At 60.3% G+C, this 21,022-nt stretch carries 16 protein-coding genes; 11 read left to right on the plus strand and 5 right to left on the minus strand.

Annotated features, from left to right (window positions below; genetic code table 11):
• The first annotated feature begins 265 nt into the window (after positions 1 to 265).
• The 3 genes from AC07XF_RS18245 (at position 266) to AC07XF_RS18255 (ending at position 7,006) form a co-directional block, all read left to right on the plus strand.
• Positions 266 to 3,541, plus strand: coding sequence for a transglutaminase family protein (locus tag AC07XF_RS18245; protein WP_495027532.1), 3,276 nt, complete (start codon positions 266 to 268; stop codon positions 3,539 to 3,541).
• 88 nt (positions 3,542 to 3,629) lie between these two features.
• On the plus strand, positions 3,630 to 6,116 hold the full coding sequence (locus tag AC07XF_RS18250; protein ID WP_495027533.1) for a circularly permuted type 2 ATP-grasp protein: 2,487 nt from the start codon (positions 3,630 to 3,632) through the stop codon (positions 6,114 to 6,116).
• A complete protein-coding gene (locus AC07XF_RS18255) occupies positions 6,116 to 7,006 on the plus strand; it encodes a transglutaminase family protein (protein WP_495027534.1) in 891 nt (296 codons plus the stop codon). Before AC07XF_RS18250 ends, AC07XF_RS18255 begins: the two co-directional genes overlap by 1 nt.
• Positions 7,007 to 7,230: 224 nt before the next feature.
• Here AC07XF_RS18255 and AC07XF_RS18260 read toward each other — a convergent pair whose 3' ends face one another.
• Positions 7,231 to 7,410: a hypothetical protein gene (locus AC07XF_RS18260; protein ID WP_007973286.1), complete on the minus strand. Its 180-nt coding sequence runs from the start codon at positions 7,408 to 7,410 to the stop codon at positions 7,231 to 7,233.
• Positions 7,411 to 7,478: 68 nt separating this feature from the next.
• Complete coding sequence (locus tag AC07XF_RS18265; RefSeq protein ID WP_495027535.1) at positions 7,479 to 8,066, minus strand: cytokinin riboside 5'-monophosphate phosphoribohydrolase; 588 nt, start codon at positions 8,064 to 8,066, stop codon at positions 7,479 to 7,481.
• Between the two features lie 344 nt (positions 8,067 to 8,410).
• Between AC07XF_RS18265 and azu the strand changes: the two genes are divergently transcribed.
• Positions 8,411 to 8,857 (plus strand): azurin, encoded by a 447-nt coding sequence (gene azu / locus AC07XF_RS18270; protein WP_495027536.1) that lies wholly within the window; start codon positions 8,411 to 8,413, stop codon positions 8,855 to 8,857.
• 201 nt (positions 8,858 to 9,058) lie between these two features.
• Here the strand turns inward: azu and nadE are convergent, their stop codons facing one another.
• The 3 genes from nadE to AC07XF_RS18285 form a co-directional block, all read right to left on the minus strand.
• Positions 9,059 to 9,886, minus strand: a complete 828-nt coding sequence (gene nadE / locus AC07XF_RS18275; protein ID WP_495027537.1) for an NAD(+) synthase — start codon at positions 9,884 to 9,886, stop codon at positions 9,059 to 9,061.
• A 4-nt stretch (positions 9,887 to 9,890) separates the two neighbouring features.
• Positions 9,891 to 11,114, minus strand: a complete 1,224-nt coding sequence (gene pncB, locus AC07XF_RS18280) for a nicotinate phosphoribosyltransferase (RefSeq protein ID WP_495027538.1) — start codon at positions 11,112 to 11,114, stop codon at positions 9,891 to 9,893.
• Between the two features lie 204 nt (positions 11,115 to 11,318).
• Positions 11,319 to 12,224: a LysR family transcriptional regulator gene (locus tag AC07XF_RS18285; RefSeq protein WP_495027539.1), complete on the minus strand. Its 906-nt coding sequence runs from the start codon at positions 12,222 to 12,224 to the stop codon at positions 11,319 to 11,321.
• Positions 12,225 to 12,399: 175 nt separating this feature from the next.
• On the opposite strand from AC07XF_RS18285, the gene amaB reads away from it, so the two are divergent.
• From amaB to AC07XF_RS18320, 7 genes are all read left to right on the plus strand, one after another.
• The gene (amaB, locus tag AC07XF_RS18290; RefSeq protein ID WP_495027540.1) at positions 12,400 to 13,890 is read left to right on the plus strand and encodes an L-piperidine-6-carboxylate dehydrogenase; all 1,491 of its coding nucleotides are present in this window, start codon (positions 12,400 to 12,402) and stop codon (positions 13,888 to 13,890) included.
• 155 nt (positions 13,891 to 14,045) lie between these two features.
• Positions 14,046 to 15,329, plus strand: a complete 1,284-nt coding sequence (gene amaA, locus AC07XF_RS18295; protein ID WP_495027541.1) for an L-pipecolate oxidase — start codon at positions 14,046 to 14,048, stop codon at positions 15,327 to 15,329.
• Between the two features lie 362 nt (positions 15,330 to 15,691).
• Positions 15,692 to 16,825, plus strand: a complete 1,134-nt coding sequence (locus AC07XF_RS18300; protein WP_495027542.1) for an ABC transporter substrate-binding protein — start codon at positions 15,692 to 15,694, stop codon at positions 16,823 to 16,825.
• A 250-nt stretch (positions 16,826 to 17,075) separates the two neighbouring features.
• The gene (locus AC07XF_RS18305; protein WP_008001868.1) at positions 17,076 to 17,990 is read left to right on the plus strand and encodes an ABC transporter permease subunit; all 915 of its coding nucleotides are present in this window, start codon (positions 17,076 to 17,078) and stop codon (positions 17,988 to 17,990) included.
• A 3-nt stretch (positions 17,991 to 17,993) separates the two neighbouring features.
• On the plus strand, positions 17,994 to 19,274 hold the full coding sequence (gene livM / locus AC07XF_RS18310; protein WP_495027543.1) for a high-affinity branched-chain amino acid ABC transporter permease LivM: 1,281 nt from the start codon (positions 17,994 to 17,996) through the stop codon (positions 19,272 to 19,274).
• Positions 19,271 to 20,146 carry an ABC transporter ATP-binding protein gene (locus AC07XF_RS18315; RefSeq protein WP_223462546.1) on the plus strand — a complete coding sequence of 292 codons (876 nt, stop codon included), beginning with the start codon at positions 19,271 to 19,273 and terminating at the stop codon, positions 20,144 to 20,146. Before livM ends, AC07XF_RS18315 begins: the two co-directional genes overlap by 4 nt.
• Positions 20,143 to 20,859 carry an ABC transporter ATP-binding protein gene (locus tag AC07XF_RS18320; protein ID WP_008016858.1) on the plus strand — a complete coding sequence of 239 codons (717 nt, stop codon included), beginning with the start codon at positions 20,143 to 20,145 and terminating at the stop codon, positions 20,857 to 20,859. The genes AC07XF_RS18315 and AC07XF_RS18320 overlap by 4 nt, the downstream gene beginning before the upstream one ends.
• Positions 20,860 to 21,022: the final 163 nt, after the last annotated feature.

A 21,022-nucleotide genomic window follows, 5' to 3' on the forward strand; every position in this document is an offset into this window, starting at 1 on the left:
GAACCTCCAAGTTGGCGAAATCATATCGCCCTTAAGAGGTGTCCGGAATTATTAGGCCAGTTCAGCTTGCTCGCGAAGGGGCCGACTCAGGCGACGACTTCGTAGCTGGATGCCACATATACGTGCAATCGCCTTCAATCAATTTCCTGCATCGCCCGATTTTGGTGCTGTACTGCCTCCAGTAATCGAAGAAAGCGCCAGCGCTGCTGGATGGCATAAGTCTTGCGCGCTTTCCCATACGCTTAAGGCTCGCAGGAGGCACGCCGTGTCGATTCATGTCGCATTGCACCATGTCACGCATTACCGCTATGACCGCGCTATCGAGCTCGGCCCGCAGATCGTTCGCCTGCGTCCCGCCGCCCACAGCCGCACGCGGATTCTGTCGTATGCGCTGAAAGTCTCCCCGGAACAGCACTTCATCAACTGGCAGCAAGACCCGCAAGGTAATTACCTGGCGCGGTTGGTGTTCCCGGAGAAAACCGAAGAATTGCGAATTGAAGTCGATTTGCTGGCAGAAATGGCGATCTTCAATCCGTTCGACTTCTTCCTCGAGCCCTACGCGGAAAAAATCCCGTTCGCCTATGCCGCAGACGAGCGCAAGGAGCTGGCGCCCTACCTGGAAACCCTGCCCCTGACGCCGAAGTTCAAGGCTTATCTGGACGGCATCGACCGCACACCGTTGCCTGCCGTGGATTTTCTCGTCGCGCTCAATCAGCGCCTGAGCGAAGACATCGACTACCTGATTCGCATGGAGCCCGGCGTACAAACGCCTGAACACACCCTCGAACAGGCCTCCGGTTCGTGCCGCGATTCCGCCTGGTTGCTGGTGCAACTGCTGCGCAATCTGGGGCTGGCGGCGCGTTTCGTGTCGGGCTATCTGATCCAGCTGACCGCCGACGTCAAAAGTCTCGACGGTCCGTCCGGCACCGAAGTGGATTTCACCGACCTGCACGCCTGGTGCGAGGTTTACTTGCCCGGCGCGGGCTGGATTGGCCTGGACGCGACATCCGGGTTGTTTGCCGGTGAAGGGCATATTCCGTTGGCCTGTAGTCCCGATCCGTCCTCTGCGGCACCGATCAGTGGCCTGGTGGAGCCGTGCGAGTGCGAATTCAGCCACGAAATGTCCGTGGAGCGGATTTGGGAGGCGCCACGGGTCACCAAACCCTACACCGACGACCAATGGCTGGCGATTCAGGCCCTGGGCCGACAGATCGATGCCGACCTGCTCGAAGGCGATGTGCGCCTGACCATGGGCGGAGAGCCGACTTTCGTGTCCATCGATGATCCGGACGGCGCCGAGTGGAACACCGCCGCACTGGGGCCGGATAAGCGACGCTTGTCCGCCGAGTTGTTCCAGCGCATGCGTAAACACTACGCGCCCAAGGGCCTGGTGCATTTTGGTCAGGGCAAGTGGTATCCCGGCGAGCAACTGCCGCGCTGGTCGCTCAATTGCTACTGGCGCCGTGACGGCGCGCCGATCTGGCACAACGGCGCGCTGATCGCCGACGAGCAAGAGGATTACGGCGCCACTGGCGAACTGGCCGGACGTTTTCTGGCGAGCGTTGCCGAACGCTTGAAAATTCCGACACGCTTTGTGTTCCCGGCCTACGAAGACAATTTTTATTACCTCTGGCGCGAAGGGATGTTGCCGCAGAACGTCAGCGCCGAAGACTCACGTCTGGAAGAACCGCTGGAGCGTGCGCGCCTGCGTAAAGTCTTCAGTCAGGGTTTGGACAAGGTGATTGGTCAGGTCCTGCCGCTGGCCCGCACCGCCAAGGGCGATCAGTGGCAGAGCGGCCGCTGGTATCTGCGCGATGAACATTGTCGCCTGGTGCCAGGAGACTCGCCGCTGGGTTATCGCTTGCCACTCGGTTCGCAACCGTGGGTAAAAGCGGCGGAGTACCCATTCATTTATCCGCAAGACCCGAATCAGGACTTCCCGACGCTGCCCGACACAGGGCAACTGCAGAACCAAAGTGCGGCTGCCGTCACTGATGAGCGCGTGCCAGACATCGACGAGTCCGCCGATTGGCTGACCCGTACCGCGTTCTGCGCCGAAGCCCGGGAAGGCCGGTTGTACCTGTTCATGCCGCCGCTGGAGCGGGTCGAGGACTACCTCGAACTGATCGCCGCCATCGAGGCCACCGCTGAAGAACTGCTGTGTCCGGTATTGCTCGAGGGCTACGAGCCGCCGAGCGATCCGCGCTTGAGCAATTTCCGCATCACTCCGGATCCGGGGGTGATCGAGGTCAACGTGCAGCCGTCCGCGACCTGGGATGAATTGGTCGAGCGCACCGAGTTTCTCTACGAAGAGGCGCGCCAGACCCGCCTGACCACCGAAAAATTCATGATCGACGGCCGGCACACCGGCACGGGCGGCGGTAACCATTTCGTACTGGGTGGCGCGACACCGGGCGACTCGCCGTTTCTGCGGCGTCCGGATCTGCTGCGCAGCCTGATCAGCTACTGGCATAACCACCCGTCCTTGTCCTACCTGTTTTCCGGATTGTTCATCGGCCCGACGTCCCAGGCGCCCCGCGTCGACGAAGCGCGCAACGATGCCTTGTACGAACTGGAAATCGCCTTCGCGCAGATGCCTGAAGCGGGTGATGAGTGTCCTCCATGGCGGGTGGATCGGTTGCTGCGCAATCTGCTGATCGATGTGACCGGCAACACCCACCGCGCCGAATTCTGCATCGACAAACTCTATTCGCCGGACGGTGCCACCGGGCGCCTCGGATTGCTGGAGTTGCGTGCGTTCGAGATGCCGCCCCATGCGCGCATGAGCCTGGCGCAACAATTGTTGCTGCGGGCGTTGGTCGCGCGGTTCTGGCGTGAGCCCTATGCACCGCCGAAGCTGGCACGCTGGGGGACGGAGTTACACGATCGCTTCCTGTTGCCGCACTTTATCGAGCAAGACTTTGCCGATGTCATCGTCGACCTCAACGCCGCCGGTTATGCGGTGCGCGCCGAATGGTTCGCCGCGCATCTGGAGTTCCGTTTCCCCAAGGTTGGCGACTACGCCGTCAGCGGTATTGCGCTGGAACTGCGTCAGGCGCTCGAGCCTTGGCACGTGCTGGGCGAAGAGGGCGCCATGGGCGGCACGGTACGTTACGTGGATTCATCGCTGGAGCGTTTGCAGGTCAAGCTCAGCGGCTTGCCGCCCCAGCGTTATCTGCTGACCTGCAATGGCATCCCGGTGCCATTGCAACCCACGGGGCGGGTCGGCGAGTTCGTCGCTGGCGTGCGTTTTCGTGCCTGGCAACCGGCCAACTGCCTGCAACCAACCATCCCGGTCCACGCGCCCCTGGTGTTCGACTTGCTCGACACCTGGATGCAGCGCTCGCTGGGCGGCTGCCAGTATCACGTCGCCCATCCGGGCGGACGCAATTACGACAGCTTGCCGGTCAATGCCAACGAGGCCGAGAGTCGGCGGATGGCGCGTTTCTTCCGCATCGGACACACGCCGGGGAAACTTCCCATACCCAATCTGGAAATTAACGACGAACTGCCGATGACACTCGATTTGCGACGTTTCTAAACCGTACGCGACGCTCGGATTTTTCGTATATCCGGGTGTCACGAGCCTGCGTTAGTCTGACCGTTCATTGCTGTCTGCCGAGCTTTCCATGCCTGACCTGCTAGACCGCTACCCGCTGACGGCGGGCACCTATCACGAACTGCTCGACGACAGTGGCGCCGTGCGCCCGCACTGGCGTCGGCTGTTCGAGCAGTTGCAACGCAGCACGCCGGCGCAACTGGTGCAGCGCCAGGCCCTGCTGACCCGGCAAATCCAGGAAAACGGTGTCACTTACAATGTCTATGCCGATCCCAAGGGCGCTGACCGGCCATGGGAGCTGGATCTGCTACCCCATGTGATCGCGGCTGATGAGTGGGAGCAATTGTCGGCCGGCATCGCTCAGCGGGCGCGCTTGCTCAATGCCGTGCTGGCTGACCTTTACGGTCCGCAACGGCTGATAGCCGAAGGTCTGCTGCCCGCCGAGCTGGTGTTCGGTCACAACAACTTCCTTTGGCCCTGTCAGGGCATCAGCCCGCCTGACGGGGCTTTTCTGCATCTGTACGCCGTGGACCTGGCGCGCACGCCCGATGGCCGCTGGTGGGTCACGGCGGATCGTACCCAGGCGCCGTCGGGTGCCGGGTATGCGCTGGAAAACCGCACCATCGTGTCCCGGGCCTTTCCCGAGCTGTACCGCGATATGAAAGTGCAGCACCTGGCCGGGTTCTTCCGTACCTTGCAGGAAACCCTGGCCCGTCAGGCCCCGAGTGACGGGGATGCGCCATTGGTGGTGCTGCTGACGCCGGGGCGTTTCAACGAAAGCTATTTCGAACATTTGTACCTGGCGCGTCAGCTCGGTTATCCGTTGGTGGAGGGCGGTGACCTGACGGTGCGCGATGCCACGGTCTACCTGAAGACCCTGAGTGGTCTGCGTCGGGTACACGCGATCATGCGTCGGCTCGATGACGATTTTTGCGACCCGCTGGAGCTGCGCACCGATTCGGCCCTCGGTGTGCCGGGTTTGCTGGAAGCCGTGCGGCAGGGGCGGGTGCTGGTGGCCAACGCGCTCGGCAGCGGAGTGCTGGAGTCGCCGGGCTTGTTGGGTTTTCTGCCGAAGATCAATCAATTCCTGTTCGGCGAAGAATTGATCCTGCCGTCTATCGCCACCTGGTGGTGCGGTGAGGCGCCGGTTTTGGCCCAGGCCTTGGAAAAACTGCCGGAGCTGCTGATCAAACCGGCGTTTCCGTCCCAGAGCTTTGCACCGGTATTTGGTCGTGATTTGGGTGAAAAACAGCGCCATGAGCTTGCCGAGCGCATGCAGGCCAGGCCCTACGCTTATGTGGCGCAAGAACTTGCGCAATTGTCCCAGGCGCCGATCTGGCAAGCCGAAGACGGTCAACTGCAACCCCGGGCCATCGGTATGCGCGTGTATGCGGTGGCCAGCCGCGACGGTTATCGGGTACTGCCCGGTGGCTTGACCCGGGTCGCCGCGCAAGCCGATGCCGAAGTGGTGTCGATGCAGCGCGGTGGCGCCAGCAAGGACACTTGGGTGCTGGGCGATCGAGCGCCCAGCGGCGAACAATGGAAGGCTCAGCGCAACATCGGCGTGCATGACCTGGTGCGGCGCGATCCATACCTGCCATCGCGGGTGGTGGAAAACCTGTTCTGGTTTGGCCGTTACTGCGAACGTTGCGATGACAGTGCCCGTTTGCTGCGCATCATGCTGGCGCGCTATGTCGACGGCGACGACCCGCAAGCCTTGCAGGCCGCGGTCGATCTCGGCGAACGGCTGATGCTGCTGCCCGATGAAGGCGATTTACCCGAACGCCTGTTGGCAGCGTTGCTCGGCGACGATTGGCCGTTCAGCCTGCGTTCCAACCTGCAACGCTTGCAGTGGGCCGCTTCGCAGGTGCGCGGCAAGCTCTCGCGGGAAAACTGGCAGGCGCTGGTGGAGTTGCAGCGCGAAGCCATGGAGCTGGAAACCGAAGAACCGGATTTCGGCGAGTTGCTGGATTTTCTCAACCGTCTGGTGATGTCCCTCGCGGCGTTGTCCGGCTTTGCCCTGGACGACATGACGCGGGACGAAGGCTGGCGTTTCCTGATGATTGGCCGGCGTATCGAGCGTCTGCAATTTCTCAGCGGTAGCCTGGCGGCGTTCCTGCGGGGCGCCGGGGCTTTCGATCAGGCCGGGCTGGAATGGTTGCTGGAACTGGGCAACAGCAGCATCACCTACCGTTCTCGATACCTGGCGGTGGCGCAACTGATCCCGGTGCTCGACCTGCTGTTGCTCGACGAGCAGAACCCTCACGCCGTGTTGTTCCAGTTGAAACTGGTGACCCGCACCCTCAAACGCCTCAACGATGACTTTGGCGTCCCGCGTGAAGCGGGGCTGGCGCAATTGGTAGAGCGTCTGGCGCGATTCGATCTGGGCTGCCTGGAAAACCCGCTGTTCGGCGACGCGAGCGTTCGCGCCGCCATCGAGGGGTTGGCCGCGCTGCTGCAAGAGATCGCCGATGCCAGCGGGCAAGTTTCCGATCGCCTGGCGCTGCGGCATTTCGCCCATGTCGACGATGTCAGCCAGCGCACGGTGTCCGTCTGATGAGTGCTCAATACCGGATTTTCCACGACACTCATTATCACTACGACAGCCCGGTGTCCCTGGCCCAGCAACTGGCGCATTTGTGGCCGCGGCCTTGTACCTGGCAGCGCTGCACCGACCGGCAATTGCAGATCAGTCCACAGCCGACCTCGCGTCGCGATGAGCTGGATGTATTTGGCAATCCGCTGACCCGGCTGGCGTTCGAGCGTCCCCACGATGAATTGCTGGTCAACGCCAGCCTCACCATAGAAGTGTTGCCTCGACCTGTGCTGGACTTCAGTCGGTCTCCGGCGTGGGAACACACACGAAGCGCGCTCACCTACAGCAGCCAACCGTTGTCGCCAGAGTTGCTCGAAGCCTGCCGATACCGGTTCGAATCGCCGTATGTGCATTTGAAGAGAAACTTCGTCGAGTTTTCCGAGAGCTGCTTCCCGGCGGGTCGACCGCTATTGCTTGGTGTGCAGGCACTGATGGAGAAAATCTTCAGCGAGTTCACCTTTGATGCCGAGGCGACCCAGGTGGCGACGCCGCTGGTGGAGGTGCTGGAGCGCCGGCGCGGGGTCTGCCAGGACTTTGCGCACCTGATGCTCGCTTGCGTGCGTTCCAGAGGGTTGGCGGCGCGGTACATCAGCGGCTATTTGCTGACCCAACCTCCACCGGGTCAACCACGATTGATCGGTGCCGATGCGTCCCATGCCTGGGTCTCGGTGTTTTGCCCGGTGCTGGGGTGGGTGGATTTTGATCCGACCAACAATGTGCAACCGGCGCTGGAGCACATCACCCTGGCCTGGGGCCGGGATTTTTCCGATGTGTCGCCATTGCGGGGGGTGATTCTGGGCGGGGGTAACCACGACCCGGAAGTCCGCGTCACCGTGATGCCTCTGGATTAACAACGATCAAACTGTGGGAGCGGGCTTGCTCGCGAAAGCAATTTCATATTCAACAAGGATGTCGTCTGACACTGCGCTTTCGCGAGCAAGCCCGCTCCCACAGGGGATGTGCAGTGGTTTCTGGATAGGGGTATTTCAGATTGGTCTGTGAGGGTCGGCAGCAAAGCTGCCAACCCTGGACACAGATCCGGCAGGCCTGATCAGATCAACCGGCCCGGAGGTTCTCAGGCGTCGGGCGCCGAGTCTTTCGGTGCATCAACATCGTCTTCCGCCGCCACTTCACCCTCAGGGTTCAGTGCCGCTTCTTCAGCTGTAGCTTTCTTGCGCTGAAGCTTTTCCTCTTTCTTCTGCTCCTTGGCCAAGTCTCTCTGACGTTTGGCGAAGGAATAATTAGGTTTAGCCATGGGCGATCCTCTGGGGTCGAAGGTGAGGTTGAGCGGCGCATATTCTGCCCTGTATCGGTGCCGAGCCGTTAGCTGGGTTTTTGCTCGGCCCATTTTGGCGCTACGGACGGTTGCCAGGCATCCAGTGCATCGAGCAGGGTTTGCGGCGATTCGCTCACTTGCAGCATGTCACGGTGCTGCTCGCGAACGAAGCCTTCGCCGACGATGTGATCGAGAAAAGACGTCAATTTGCTGTAGAAACCGTTCACTTCCAGCAAACCCAGCGGTTTGCCGTGGTAGCCGAGTTGGCCCCAGGTCCAGACTTCGAACAGTTCTTCGAGGGTGCCAAGGCCACCGGGCAGCGCGATAAAGGCATCGCTGAGCTCGGCCATCCGAGCCTTGCGTGCGTGCATGCCATCGACGACTTCCAGGCGAGTCAGGCCGCTGTGGCCGATTTCCTTGTCCTTGAGGCTTTGCGGGATGATGCCGATCACTTCACCGCCGGCCGCCAGGGCCGCATCGGCGACGATTCCCATCAGCCCCACGGCGCCACCGCCATACACCAGGGTCAGCTTGCGCTCGGCCAACGCCCGGCCAAGGGCAACGGCTGCTTCGCGGTAAGCCGGGTTGGTGCCGGTGCTGGCGCCACAAAATACACAAACAGATGCTAAAGACATACCTTGCTCCATGGTCGATCAGGGCCACAGAGTAAAGGCAGGCGCCCGGCACTCCAAGGACTAGACTTCTTGTTTTGGCGTTTCGTACGTTCCGCTGGCGCCGCAGGCGTAGGCGGCGAGCAAACTGCACAACAGGCTGTTGATGGACATAATCAGTGCTCCGGGTTGAGGGGGACGGCCTGATGATAGGGCCGGACCAGACGCTTGGCCGGTAGATTGTTTTCATCGGTGTCATAGCCTGAAAGTTGTATACAATTTTTGATTCAAGTCATATGAACTTGCGAAGTTTTCAGGCAGTCTTCTGTCCATTCGCGATTTTGTTAACCCTGCCTTGGAGATTCACCATGTTTGCCAAACTCGTTGCGGTATCCCTGTTGACACTGGCTAGCAGCCAACTGATGGCTGCCGAGTGCAAGACCACCATTGACTCCACCGACCAGATGTCTTTTGACACGAAGGCCATTGAAATCGACAAGAGCTGCAAGACGTTTACCGTGGAACTCAAGCACTCCGGCAGCTTGCCGAAGAACGTCATGGGCCATAACTGGGTGCTGAGCAAAGACGCCGACATGCAGCCGATCGCCACCGACGGCCTGAGCGCCGGCATCGACAAGAACTATCTGAAAGAAGGTGATGCGCGCGTTATCGCTCACACCAAGATCATCGGCGCTGGCGAGACAGACTCGGTGACCTTCGATGTGTCCAAGCTGAATGCCGCTGAAAAATACGGTTTCTTCTGCTCGTTCCCGGGCCACATCTCGATGATGAAAGGCACCGTGACCCTGAAGTAATCAGGCACACCGCGTTATCGTTCTTCGCGAGCAAGCCCGCTCCCACAAGGTTCTATGTCGGACACAATTTTTGTGAACACCTGAAACCCTGTGGGAGCGGGCTTGCCCGCGAAGGGGCCAGAAGCATCGACGCATGTTTTGGCCAAAGAAAAAGCCCGCTGAAGCTCAACACTTCAGCGGGCTTTTTCATTCACTCACGGCTCAAGGCGCAAACGGCATTACACGCTTGTGATGGGTCTTGTTGTACGTGTCGCAAATGATCTTGAACGCTTCCTCACGCACCGGATTGCCGTGCAGGAAGGCGTCGATCTCGGCGTAGGTCACGCCGTGGGAGGCTTCGTCCGGTTTTCCGGGCGAGAGGTCTTCAAGGTCGGCGGTCGGGACTTTCTCCACCAGCGACTCCGGTGCGCCGAAGCTGCGGGCGATGGCGCGGACCTGGTTTTTCACCAGGCCGCTCAGTGGCGCGAGGTCGCAGGCGCCGTCACCGAACTTGGTGAAGAAACCCATCACCGCTTCCGCCGCGTGATCGGTGCCGATCACCAGGCCATGGGCCGCGCCGGCGATGGTGTACTGGGCGACCATGCGCATGCGCGCCTTGGTGTTGCCGAGTACGAAATCCACCGACACCGCATGCTTGCCTTCGAAGGCCGCCACTTCATTGGCCAGGGCCTTGACCGCCGGGCCGATATTCACGGTGTGGCGTTCGTCCGGTTTGATGAAATCCACCGAAGCCTGGGCGTCGTGCTCATCGAACTGGGTTTCATAGGGCAGGCGCACGGCGATGAATTTGTAGGCGGCATCACCGCTGCGCTGGCGCAGTTCGCGGACGGCACGCTGGGCCAGCAGGCCGGCGGTCAGCGAATCGACGCCGCCGCTGATGCCCAACACCAGGGTTTTCAGCCCGGAATTGACCAAGCAGTCCTGAATAAAGGCAATCCGTCGGGCGACTTCGGTTTCAAGAGCGGCCTCGTCGGTGAACGGTGGCTGGACCTTGAGCTGTTCAGCAATCTCACGCTGTACGGCTTGCATGAATTTACTCCTTGCTAGGTGAACTGGATAAGGCAGGAACCTGGAAAACATGTCGCAAATAAGCGACGAAATTCGGGTCTTTGCAGTGCGTCTTGCCAGGCTCGTCGGAGATCTTCGCCACCGGCTGGCCGTTGCAGGCGGTCATTTTAAGCACGATGCTCATCGGTTCGACACCCGGAATGTCACAGGTCAGGTTGGTGCCGATGCCGAAACTGACATTGATCCGACCGCGCAGCGCCCGGAATATCTCCAGGGCCTTGGGCAGGGTCAGGCTGTCGGAGAAGGTCAGCGTCTTGCTCATCGGGTCGATGCCGAGCTTGTGATAGTGGGCGATGGCTTTTTCCGCCCACAGCACCGGATCACCCGAGTCGTGGCGCAAACCGTCGAAAAGCTTGGCAAAAAACAGATCGAAATCGCCGAGGAAGGCATCCATGGTGATGCAGTCGGTCAGGGCAATCCCCAGCAGGCCACGGTATTCGCGGACCCAGCAATCAAGTGCGGCGATCTGGCTGTCGATCAGCCGTGGGCCGAGTTGCTGGTGCGCCATGATCCATTCGTGGGCCATGGTGCCCAGGGGTTTCATGTCCAGCTCCCGGGACAGGTGCACGTTGCTGGTGCCGACGAAGCGTCCGGGGAAATCGTGCTTGAGCACATTCACCACTTCTTCCTGCACGCGGTAGGAAAAACGACGTCGGGTGCCGAAATCGGCTACCTGCAATTCGGACAATTCGTCGCTGCTGGCGTTGGCGCTCAGCCAGTCGAACTTGCGGTAGAGCTGTTCACGGGCCTGCCCCAGCACGACTTCGCGGTAGCGATAGCGGTTGCGCACCTCACTGACCAGCGCCAGCAGCGGCACTTCGAACAGGATCACATGCAGCCAAGGGCCTCGCAGGCGGATAAACAGATCGCCGTTTTCGATGCCGGTGTGGATGTAGCGCAGGTTGAAGCGAAACAACCCGAGAAAACGCAGGAAGTCCGGTTTCAGGAAGCTAATGCGTTCCAGAAAACTCAATTGGTCGGCGCTCAGGCTCAGTTCGGCCAGGCGCTCGATCTGGAAACGGATCTCCGCCAGGTACGGGCGCAAATCCTCGCTGTTACGGCAACGAAACTCCCATTCGACTTCGACATTCGGATAGTTGTGCAGCACCGCCTGCATCATCGTCAGTTTGTAGAAGTCGGTGTCGAGCAGGTTCTGCACGATGCGATCGGCAAACACACTCTCGCTCATAACGGGAATCTCCAGCGTTGCAGCGGTATTGATCAATGGCGCTAGTGGCGCATATCAGGGACAAGGATTACCAGCATTTTTTAGACTAAGGCAGGCCCTTGTAGGAGCTGGCTTGCCAGCGAAAGCGGACTTTCAGTCAACATTGTTTTTGAATGTGCCGGCCTCTTCGCTGGCAAGCCAGCTCCTACAAGGCGATGGCGCCCGTCAGGTCGCATCCGGGCTATCAACCTGCTCCAGCATCCACTTCACAAAATCCCGCACCTTGGGTACTTCCGCCGAGTGCTCTGGGTACGCAAGGTAATAGGCATCGCTGCTGGGCATTGCATGCTGCCAGGGAATGACCAGCTTGCCGTCGGCCAGTTCCTCCTCCACCAGAAAACGGGGTAGCAGCGCCACGCCGCAGCCGACTTGGGCGGCGCGGATGCACATATAGAAAGTTTCGAAACGCGGACCGTGGTAGCTGTGCTCGGTGTGGTAGCCCTGGTGGTCGAACCAGTCATGCCAGGCCTGGGGGCGGGAAGCGTTTTGCAGCAGGACCAGGTCGGTCAGTTGCGTCGGGTCGGTGAACGGTGTGTCTGGCAGGCTGCCCGGGGCACACACCGGCACCAGTTCTTCGCCGAACAGCTTCAGGCATTCGGTGCCGGGCCGTGAGCCCTGGCCGAAGTAGAACGCCAGGTCGCTGCGACCTTGCAGCAGGTCGTCGGCTTCCTGCTCGCTGCACAGGTCCAGATGGATCGACGGGTGCCGCAGGCGCCAGCCTTTCAGGCGCGGCACCAGCCAGCGTGCGCCGAAGGTGGGAGGCGTGGAGACCCGCAGGACTTCTGTTTCGCCACCGTAGGAACGCAGGTAATGGGTCGACATCTCGACCTGCGTGAGGATTTTTCGCACCTCAACCAGATACAGATCGCCGGCCGGCGTCATCTGCAGGCGTCGGCGCACCCGACGAAACAGCAGGTGCTGCAATAGTTCTTCGAGTTGCGCGACCTGTTTGCTCACGGCGCTTTGGGTCAGGTTCAGCTCTTCGGCGGCCCGGGTGAAGCTCAAGTGCCGGGTAACGGCCTCGAAGCACTGCAACGCAGCGATCGATGGCAAGTAGCGTTTATTCAGCATGGGCGGTCCTTGATTCTTGTTTCTTTATTGCCAGCAATGCACAGCATGAATAAACGGAATGATATCTCTCTTAAAGGTCGTTTGTTGAGTAACCTCCGGGCAGCTAAAACTACAGGTCTGATCAGCCGTGAATTTCCGGCTGCACGTGTTCTGTCTTTTGCTTGAGGAGTGACCCATGGTTGCCGCATTGCTTGATCGTCTAGGTGTGAACCCGGCCCTGTACCAGAACGGCAAAGTGCCGGTGCATTCGCCAATCGATGGCAGCAAGATCGCCGCCGTGAACTGGGAAGGCGCCGCTGAAGTCGAGCAGCACATCAGTCGCGCAGATCATGCGTTCGAACTGTGGCGCAAGGTTCCGGCACCGCGCCGTGGTGAACTGGTGCGGCAGTTTGGCGAGGTGCTGCGCGAATACAAGGCCGACCTCGGCGAACTGGTGTCCTGGGAAGCCGGCAAGATCACCCAGGAAGGCCTGGGTGAAGTTCAGGAAATGATCGACATCTGCGACTTCGCCGTTGGCCTGTCCCGTCAGCTGTACGGCTTGACCATCGCCTCCGAGCGTCCTGGCCACCACATGCGCGAAACCTGGCACCCGCTGGGCGTCGTCGGCGTGATCAGTGCGTTCAACTTCCCGGTCGCCGTCTGGGCCTGGAACACCACGCTGGCGCTGGTCTGCGGCAACCCGGTGGTGTGGAAACCGTCGGAAAAGACCCCGCTCACTGCACTGGCCTGCCAGGCGCTGTTCGATCGCGTCGTGAAGAACTTCAGCGATGCACCTGTGCACCTGTGCCAGGTGGTCATCGGCGGTCGCGATGCTGGCGAAGCGCTGGTGGACGACCCTCGCGTGGCGCTGATCAGCGCCACCGGCAGCACCCGCATGGGCCGCGAAGTGGCACCGAAAGTGGCCGCGCGCTTTGCCCGCAGCATTCTCGAACTGGGCGGTAACAACGCGATGATCCTCGGTCCGAGTGCCGACCTGGACATGGCCGTTCGCGCGATCCTGTTCAGCGCCGTCGGCACTGCCGGTCAGCGCTGCACCACCCTGCGTCGCTTGATTGCTCATGAGTCGGTGAAAGAAGAAATCGTCACCCGCCTGAAAGCCGCGTACTCGAAAGTACGTATCGGCCATCCGCTGGAAGGCAACCTGGTCGGCCCGCTGATCGACAAGCAAAGCTTCGAGAACATGCAGGATTCGCTTGAGCAGGCCTTGAGCGAAGGCGGTCGGGTGTTCGGTGGTGAGCGCCAACTGGAAGGTCAATTCCCCAACGCCTACTACGTTTCGCCAGCCATCGTCGAAATGCCAGAGCAGAGCGACGTCGTGTGCCATGAAACCTTCGCTCCGATCCTGTATGTGGTCGGCTACACCGACTTCCAGGAAGCGCTGCGCCTGAACAACGCCGTGCCACAAGGCCTGTCTTCGTGCATCTTCACTACCGATGTGCGTGAAGCAGAGCAGTTCATGTCGGCGGTGGGCAGCGACTGCGGCATCGCCAACGTCAACATCGGCCCGAGCGGCGCGGAAATCGGTGGTGCGTTCGGTGGCGAGAAAGAAACCGGCGGCGGTCGTGAGTCCGGCTCCGATGCATGGCGCGGCTACATGCGCCGCCAGACCAACACCGTGAACTACTCGCTGGAATTGCCGTTGGCGCAGGGCATCACGTTCGACTAAATCTCGAGTCGGACAGTGATCCCCTGTGGGAGCGGGCTTGCTCGCGAAAGCGGTTTATCAGTCACATTGATGCTGGATGTGCCGACGCTTTCGCGAGCAAGCCCGCTCCCACATTTGAATGAATGTGTTTGTTGGGTTTCTGTTGGAGTCTGGCAATGCCGTTACGCGATGAGTGTCTGTGGGAAAAACTGACGCCGCAAAGGCCGGACAATTCGGCCCTCAAGGGGGAGGTCACGGTGGATGTCTGCGTCATCGGCGCCGGGTTTACCGGTTTGTCGGCGGCGGTGCATCTGCTGGAACAAGGCAAGACCGTTTGTGTGCTGGAGGCCCATCGTGCCGGCCATGGTGGTTCGGGGCGCAACGTCGGGCTGGTCAATGCCGGGATGTGGATTCCCCCGGACGAGATCGAAGCCGGGTTTGGCAAGGAGGTCGGCAGCCAGCTCAACCGTATGCTGGGTGCGGCGCCATCCCTGGTGTTCAGCCTTGTGGACAAGTACAACATCGATTGCCAGTTGCGCCGCGAAGGTACGCTGCACATGGCGCACAACGCCCGTGGCGAAGCCGACTTGCGCAGTCGTGAAGAACAATGGAAACGCCGTGGGGCGCCGGTGGAATTGTTGACGGGTCAGGCCTGCGAACAAGCGACGGGTACCCAAAAGATCGCCGCCGCGCTGCTCGATCGCCGCGCCGGCACGCTCAACCCGATGGCCTATACCACGGGTCTGGCCAAGGCAGCCATCGGCCTGGGCGGTCAATTGTTCGATCATTCCCCGGTCACCCGACTCGAACGCCAGGGCCAGCGCTGGTCAGTGCAAACCGCCCAGGGCTCGGTCATGGCCGAGAAAGTGGTGATTGCCTCCAATGCCTACACCGAAGGCGACTGGACGGAGCTGCGGCGCAATTTCTTCCCAGGTTATTACTATCAAGTGGCCTCGGTCCCGCTGACCGAAGAGGCTGCGCAGCAAATTCTCCCCGGCGGCCAGGGTTCCTGGGACACCCGCCAGGTCCTGAGCAGCATTCGTCGGGATAAGGACGGAAGGCTGCTGCTTGGCAGTCTCGGCAATGGCAATCAGAAGCCGGCCTGGTTTCTCAAGGCCTGGGCTGACCGGGTGCAGCAACACTACTTCCCGTACCTCAAACTGGTGGAGTGGGAGTGCACCTGGACCGGTTGTATCGCTTTCACCCCCGACCATTTGATGCGCCTGTTCGAACCGGCGCCCGGTTTAGTGGCAGTTACCGGTTACAACGGACGGGGCGTGACCACGGGTACGGTGGTCGGCAAAGCCTTTGCCGACTACTTGTGTAACGGAAATCCTCAAGCGTTACCGATTCCTTTCGCGCCCATGCAGCCTTTGGCCGGGGTGGGGTTGCGCAGCTGTCTGTATGAGGCGGGGTTCTCGCTGTATCACGCAGGCCAGTGCCTGCGGATCGTGATCTGAATGTTGATTTTCGTAGTGAAAAGCGGCGCTTTTTCGATCTGCAGCTAGCCTGTAGTGGTGCGGGTTGTAGCAGTCCCGCACCAGCAGTGTGCACTTCGGTGACGCACGTTGTTACAGGCTGGTTGCACGTCGTTTAAAGCCGCGGTTGCAATGATGGCGCAGGCGGGTTGCGCCTGAAAAAAATTATGGTTTTACCTTCCGCGGTCTAGACGGTTGCACGCCCAATGAAAATGGGCCCGAAACAGTCGAAATAACAAGAAAGCAGCGACTTTTTTCAGAATAAAAAACCGATGGCACGGCCCTTGCTCTGAGCATTCAGTGAAGTCGCAGTGCCAATTAAAAAAACCATGGAGCACCACCTCATGTCCCAGACGTTTTACAAGAAAGGCTTTCTGGCCCTCGCAGTGGCAACTGCGTTGGGTGTTTCTGCGTTTGCTCAGGCTGACATCAAGATCGGCGTAGCGGGACCCATGACAGGCGCCAACGCGGCATTTGGCGAGCAGTACATGAAGGGTGCACAGGCAGCAGCCGATGCGGTCAACGCAGCGGGCGGCGTGAACGGGGAAAAAATCGTCCTGGTCAAGGGCGATGACGCCTGCGAACCGAAACAGGCTGTGACAGTCGCCAAGGATCTGACCGAAAAGAAAGTCGCTGGTGTGGTAGGTCACTTCTGCTCCTCGTCGACCATCCCTGCCTCCGAGATCTACGACGAAGCCGGCATCATCACGATCACCCCGGGTTCCACCAACCCCAAGGTGACTGAGCGCGGCCTGAGTGCCATGTTCCGCATGTGCGGGCGTGACGACCAGCAAGGTATCGTGGCTGGCGACTATGTTGTCGACGTGCTCAAGGGCAAGAAAGTCGCCGTACTGCACGACAAGGACACCTACGGCCAAGGCCTGGCGGATGCCACCAAGGCTCAGCTGGAAAAACGCGGCGTGAAGCCGGTGCTGTACGAGGGTCTGACCCGCGGCGAGAAAGACTTCAGCGCCGTCGTCACCAAGATCCGTGCGGCCGGTGCCGACGTGGTCTACTTCGGCGGCTTGCACCCGGAAGCCGGTCCACTGGTTCGGCAGCTGCGTGAACAGGGCCTCAAAGACGTCAAGTTCATGTCCGATGACGGCATCGTGACTGACGAACTGGTGACCACCGCCGGTGGCCCACAGAACGTTGATGGCGTACTGATGACCTTCGGTGCCGACCCACGTCTGCTGCCAGACAGCAAGACCGTGGTAGACGCTTTCCGCAAGGCCGGCACCGAGCCTGAAGGCTACACCCTGTACGCCTACGCTTCGGTCCAGACCCTGGCTGCAGCCTTCAATGGCGCCAAGTCCAACAAGGGCGAAGACGCTGCCAAATGGCTCAAGGCTAATCCGGTCAAGACCGTCATGGGCGAGAAGACCTGGGACAGCAAGGGCGACCTGAAAGTCTCCGACTACGTGGTTTACCAGTGGGACAAGGACGGCAAATACCACCAGCTGGAAAAACAGAAGTAAGGGCTGACCCGATCGGCTGAACCCACTGATCCCCTGTAGGAGCGAGCACGCTCGCGAAAAACGTCAACGATAACGCGTGCTTGCTGGTTCAACGCGTTGTCCTCAGGTTCTTCGCGAGCAAGCTCGCTCCTACAGGGGGGCGGTGGTGGCCGGCCTGATCGTGGCTGACATTGCTCCGACGTAAATCTGTATTTTCCTTAGAAGAACCGCACAGCCACATGTGCAGGTTCTCATTGCGTGAGATTGCGTTATGGATGGTATTTTCCTGCAGCAACTGGTCAACGGCCTGACCCTCGGGTCGGTCTATGGCCTGATCGCCATCGGCTACACAATGGTCTATGGCATCATCGGCATGATCAACTTCGCCCACGGCGAGGTTTACATGATTTCCGCTTACCTCGCGGCAATCAGTCTGGCTCTGCTGGCATACTTCGGTATTGAATCCTTCCCCCTGTTGATGCTCGGCACACTGATCTTCACCATCGTCGTCACGGCGGTGTATGGCTGGGTCATCGAGCGTGTTGCCTACAAACCCCTGCGTAACTCCACCCGACTGGCACCGCTGATCAGCGCCATCGGGATCTCGCTGATTCTGCAAAACTATGCACAGATCGCCCAGGGTGCCCGCCAGCAAGGCGTTCCGACACTGCTGACTGGTGCATGGCGAGTAGAAGTCGGGACCGGCTTCGTCCAGCTCACTTACACCAAGATCTTCATTCTGGTCGCAGCGTTTGTCGGGATGGGCCTGCTGACCTATGTCATCAAGTACACCAAGCTCGGCCGCATGTGCCGCGCGACCCAGCAAGACCGCAAGATGGCCTCGATCCTGGGGATCAACACCGACCGCATCATTTCCTACGTGTTCATTATTGGTGCAGCGATGGCGGCCCTGGCCGGCGTGCTGATCACCATGAACTACGGCACGTTCGACTTCTACGCAGGCTTCGTCATCGGCATCAAGGCGTTCACCGCCGCGGTGCTCGGCGGGATTGGCTCGTTGCCTGGTGCCATGCTCGGCGGGATCATCCTCGGCATCTCCGAGTCGCTGTTCTCCGGTCTGGTCAACTCGGACTACAAAGACGTCTTCAGCTTCTCGCTGCTGGTTCTCGTTCTGGTCTTTCGGCCCCAGGGCCTGCTCGGCCGTCCTCTTGTGTCGAAGGTGTAAGCAATGTCTTCAACCACTCATAAAATTGGTCTTAAAAAAAGCCTGGTTGACGCGGTTCTTGCCGGCCTCGTGGCCCTGATTGTGTTCGGCCCGATTGTCGGCATCGTCCTCGATGGCTATGGCTTCAACCTGGAAACGACCCGGGTAGCCTGGATTGTCGCTATCGTCATGGCCGGTCGTTTTGCCTTGAGCCTGTTCCTGCAAACCCCAAAGGGCCTGAGAATTCTCGAAGGCTTTGAAAGTACCGGCTCCGGGGTTCATGTACTGGCGCCTGATTACAAATCCCGGTTGCGCTGGATCATCCCGCTGATGATTGTCATCGCCGTGGTGTTCCCGTTTTTCTCCAACTCCTACCTGCTGGGCGTGGTCATCCTCGGGCTGATCTACGTATTGCTGGGGCTGGGTTTGAACATTGTGGTCGGCCTGGCCGGCCTGCTCGACCTGGGTTACGTGGCGTTCTACGCCATCGGCGCCTACGGCCTGGCGCTCGGTTATCAGTACCTGGGGCTGGGTTTCTGGACGGTGTTGCCACTGGCGGCGATCACGGCCGGTCTGGCCGGTTGCATCCTCGGTTTCCCGGTGCTGCGCCTGCACGGTGACTACCTGGCGATCGTGACCCTGGGCTTCGGTGAAATCATTCGGTTGATCCTCAACAACTGGCTGTCCCTGACCGGCGGCCCGAATGGCATGGCAGCGCCGTTGCCAACCTTCTTCGGCATCGAGTTCGGAAAAAGGGCGAAAGAGGGCGGGGTGCCGTTCCATGAGTTCTTCGGCATCGCCTACAACCCTGACGTGAAGTACTACTTCATCTACGCCGTGTTGTTCCTGGTGGTCCTGGCCGTGTTGCACATCAAGCATCGCCTGACCCGCATGCCGGTCGGCCGCGCCTGGGAAGCCCTGCGCGAAGACGAAATCGCCTGCCGCTCCATGGGCCTGAACCACGTGCTGGTCAAGCTCTCGGCATTCACCATCGGTGCTTCGACTGCCGGGCTGGCCGGGGTGTTCTTCGCCACTTACCAGGGTTTCGTCAATCCGACGTCGTTCACTTTCTTTGAGTCGGCGCTGATCCTCGCCATCGTGGTACTCGGCGGCATGGGCTCGACCATAGGTGTCGTCATCGCGGCATTCGTGCTGACCGTGGCTCCGGAACTGCTGCGTGGCTTCGCCGAATACCGAGTGCTGCTGTTTGGCATCCTTATGGTGTTGATGATGATCTGGCGACCGCGCGGCCTGATTCGGATCAGCCGTACCGGTGTGACCCCGCGTAAAGGAGTAGCGCCATGAGCGAAGTCGTACTCTCGGTAGAGAAGCTGATGATGCACTTCGGCGGCATCAAGGCGTTGAACGATGTCAGTCTGAAAGTCCACCGCAACTCGATCTTCGCCCTGATCGGCCCCAACGGCGCCGGCAAGACCACGGTGTTCAACTGCCTGACCGGGTTCTACAAGGCCTCCGGCGGCAAGATCGAACTCAACATTCGCGGCCAGCAGACCAACGTCATCAAGTTGCTGGGCGAGTCGTTCAAGCCAACCGATTTCGTCTCGCCTAAATCCTTCGCCAGTCGGCTGTTCTACAAGGCGTTCGGCGGCACCCACCTGGTGAACCGTGCCGGGCTGGCGCGGACCTTCCAGAACATTCGCCTGTTCAAGGAAATGTCGGTGCTGGAAAACCTGCTGGTGGCCCAACACATGTGGGTCAACCGCAGCATGCTCGCCGGCATCCTCAATACCAAAGGCTATCGCAAGGCCGAAAGCGATGCGCTGGACCACGCGTTCTACTGGTTGGAAGTGGTGGATCTGGTGGACTGCGCCAACCGCCTGGCCGGTGAGCTGTCCTACGGCCAGCAACGCCGCCTGGAAATCGCCCGGGCCATGTGCACCCGTCCGCAGATCATCTGCCTCGACGAACCGGCCGCCGGCCTCAACCCTCAGGAAACCGAAGCGCTGAGCGCGATGATCCGGCTGCTGCGCGACGAGCACGATCTGACCGTGGTGCTGATCGAACACGACATGGGCATGGTTATGAGTATCTCCGACCACATCGTGGTGCTGGACCACGGCATCGTCATCGCCGAGGGCGGACCCGATGCGATTCGTAACGATCCGAAAGTGATTGCGGCCTACCTGGGCGCCGATGAAGAGGAAGTGGTGCTATGAGCCAACCCATCCTCGAACTCAAGGAACTGGATGTGTTTTACGGGCCGATCCAGGCCCTGAAGAAAGTCTCGCTGCACATCAAGGAAGGGGAAACCGTCAGCCTGATCGGCTCCAACGGCGCCGGCAAGTCGACCCTGCTGATGTCGATCTTCGGCCAGCCACGGGCAGCCGACGGGCAGATCCTCTATCAGGGCGTGGATATTACCCACAAGTCGTCCCACTACATCGCTTCCAACGGCATCGCGCAATCGCCGGAAGGGCGGCGGGTGTTCCCCGACATGACCGTCGAGGAAAACCTGCTGATGGGCACCATCCCCATCGGTGACAAGTACGCCAAGGAGGACATGCAACGCATGTTCGAGTTGTTCCCGCGGCTCGAAGAGCGGCGTACCCAGCGGGCGATGACCATGTCCGGTGGCGAGCAGCAGATGCTCGCCATTGCCCGGGCCCTGATGAGCCGGCCCAAGTTGTTACTGCTGGATGAGCCGAGCCTGGGCCTGGCGCCGATCGTGGTGAAGCAGATCTTCGCCACCCTGCGAGAACTGGCCAAGACCGGCATGACCATCTTCCTGGTGGAACAGAACGCCAACCACGCCTTGCGGTTGTCGGACCGGGCGTACGTGATGGTCAACGGCGAAATCCGCATGACCGGCACTGGCAAGGAGTTGCTGGTCAACGAGGATGTGCGTAACGCCTATCTCGGCGGGCACTGAGTTCTGGTTGTGACGCACAAGCCCCGGCGCGCAATCGCCGGGGCTTTTTTGTCTCTCCAAATACCGCCAATTCCCCTGTAGGAGCGAGCTTGCTCGCGATAAACCCGAGAACGCTGCAGGGTGTCTGGCTTCCCGCGTTATCGTTCACGACCATCGCGAGCAA

It is taken from the genome of Pseudomonas sp. GW821-FHT01C01, assembly GCF_059422645.1.